The sequence below is a fragment of the Methylobacterium sp. CCH5-D2 genome (assembly GCF_001556475.1).
Lineage (GTDB): Bacteria > Pseudomonadota > Alphaproteobacteria > Rhizobiales > Beijerinckiaceae > Methylobacterium > Methylobacterium hispanicum.
Map to the genome: position 1 here is coordinate 1 of NZ_LSIX01000264.1, position 252 is coordinate 252.

The following is a 252-nucleotide window of genomic DNA, read 5'->3' on the forward strand; positions in this document are numbered from 1 at the left end:
CGCCGCCGCCTGCACCGCCGAGGGCATCCGCCCGGAGGACGAGTGCCGCGGGGAGTACGCGGTCGCGCGCCAAGCCTACCCGACCGCCGCGCCGCGCTACGCAAGCCTCATCGATTGCGAGGGGCACCACGGGCCCGGCCATTGCCTGTCGGGAAGCGAGGTCGGCGGCGGGCCGAGCGTCGAGGCACGCGCGGGCTACCTGCCGCGCATGGCAGGCTACCTGATCGGCCGGCGGGCGAGCCAGGGGATCAC

At 76.2% G+C, this 252-nt stretch carries 1 protein-coding gene; it reads left to right on the plus strand.

The genetic code is table 11. The features are described from left to right. Positions 1-252, plus strand: a 252-nt coding sequence (locus AX737_RS07140; RefSeq protein ID WP_156453568.1) for a DUF1190 domain-containing protein, incomplete at both ends; no start/stop codon positions are given.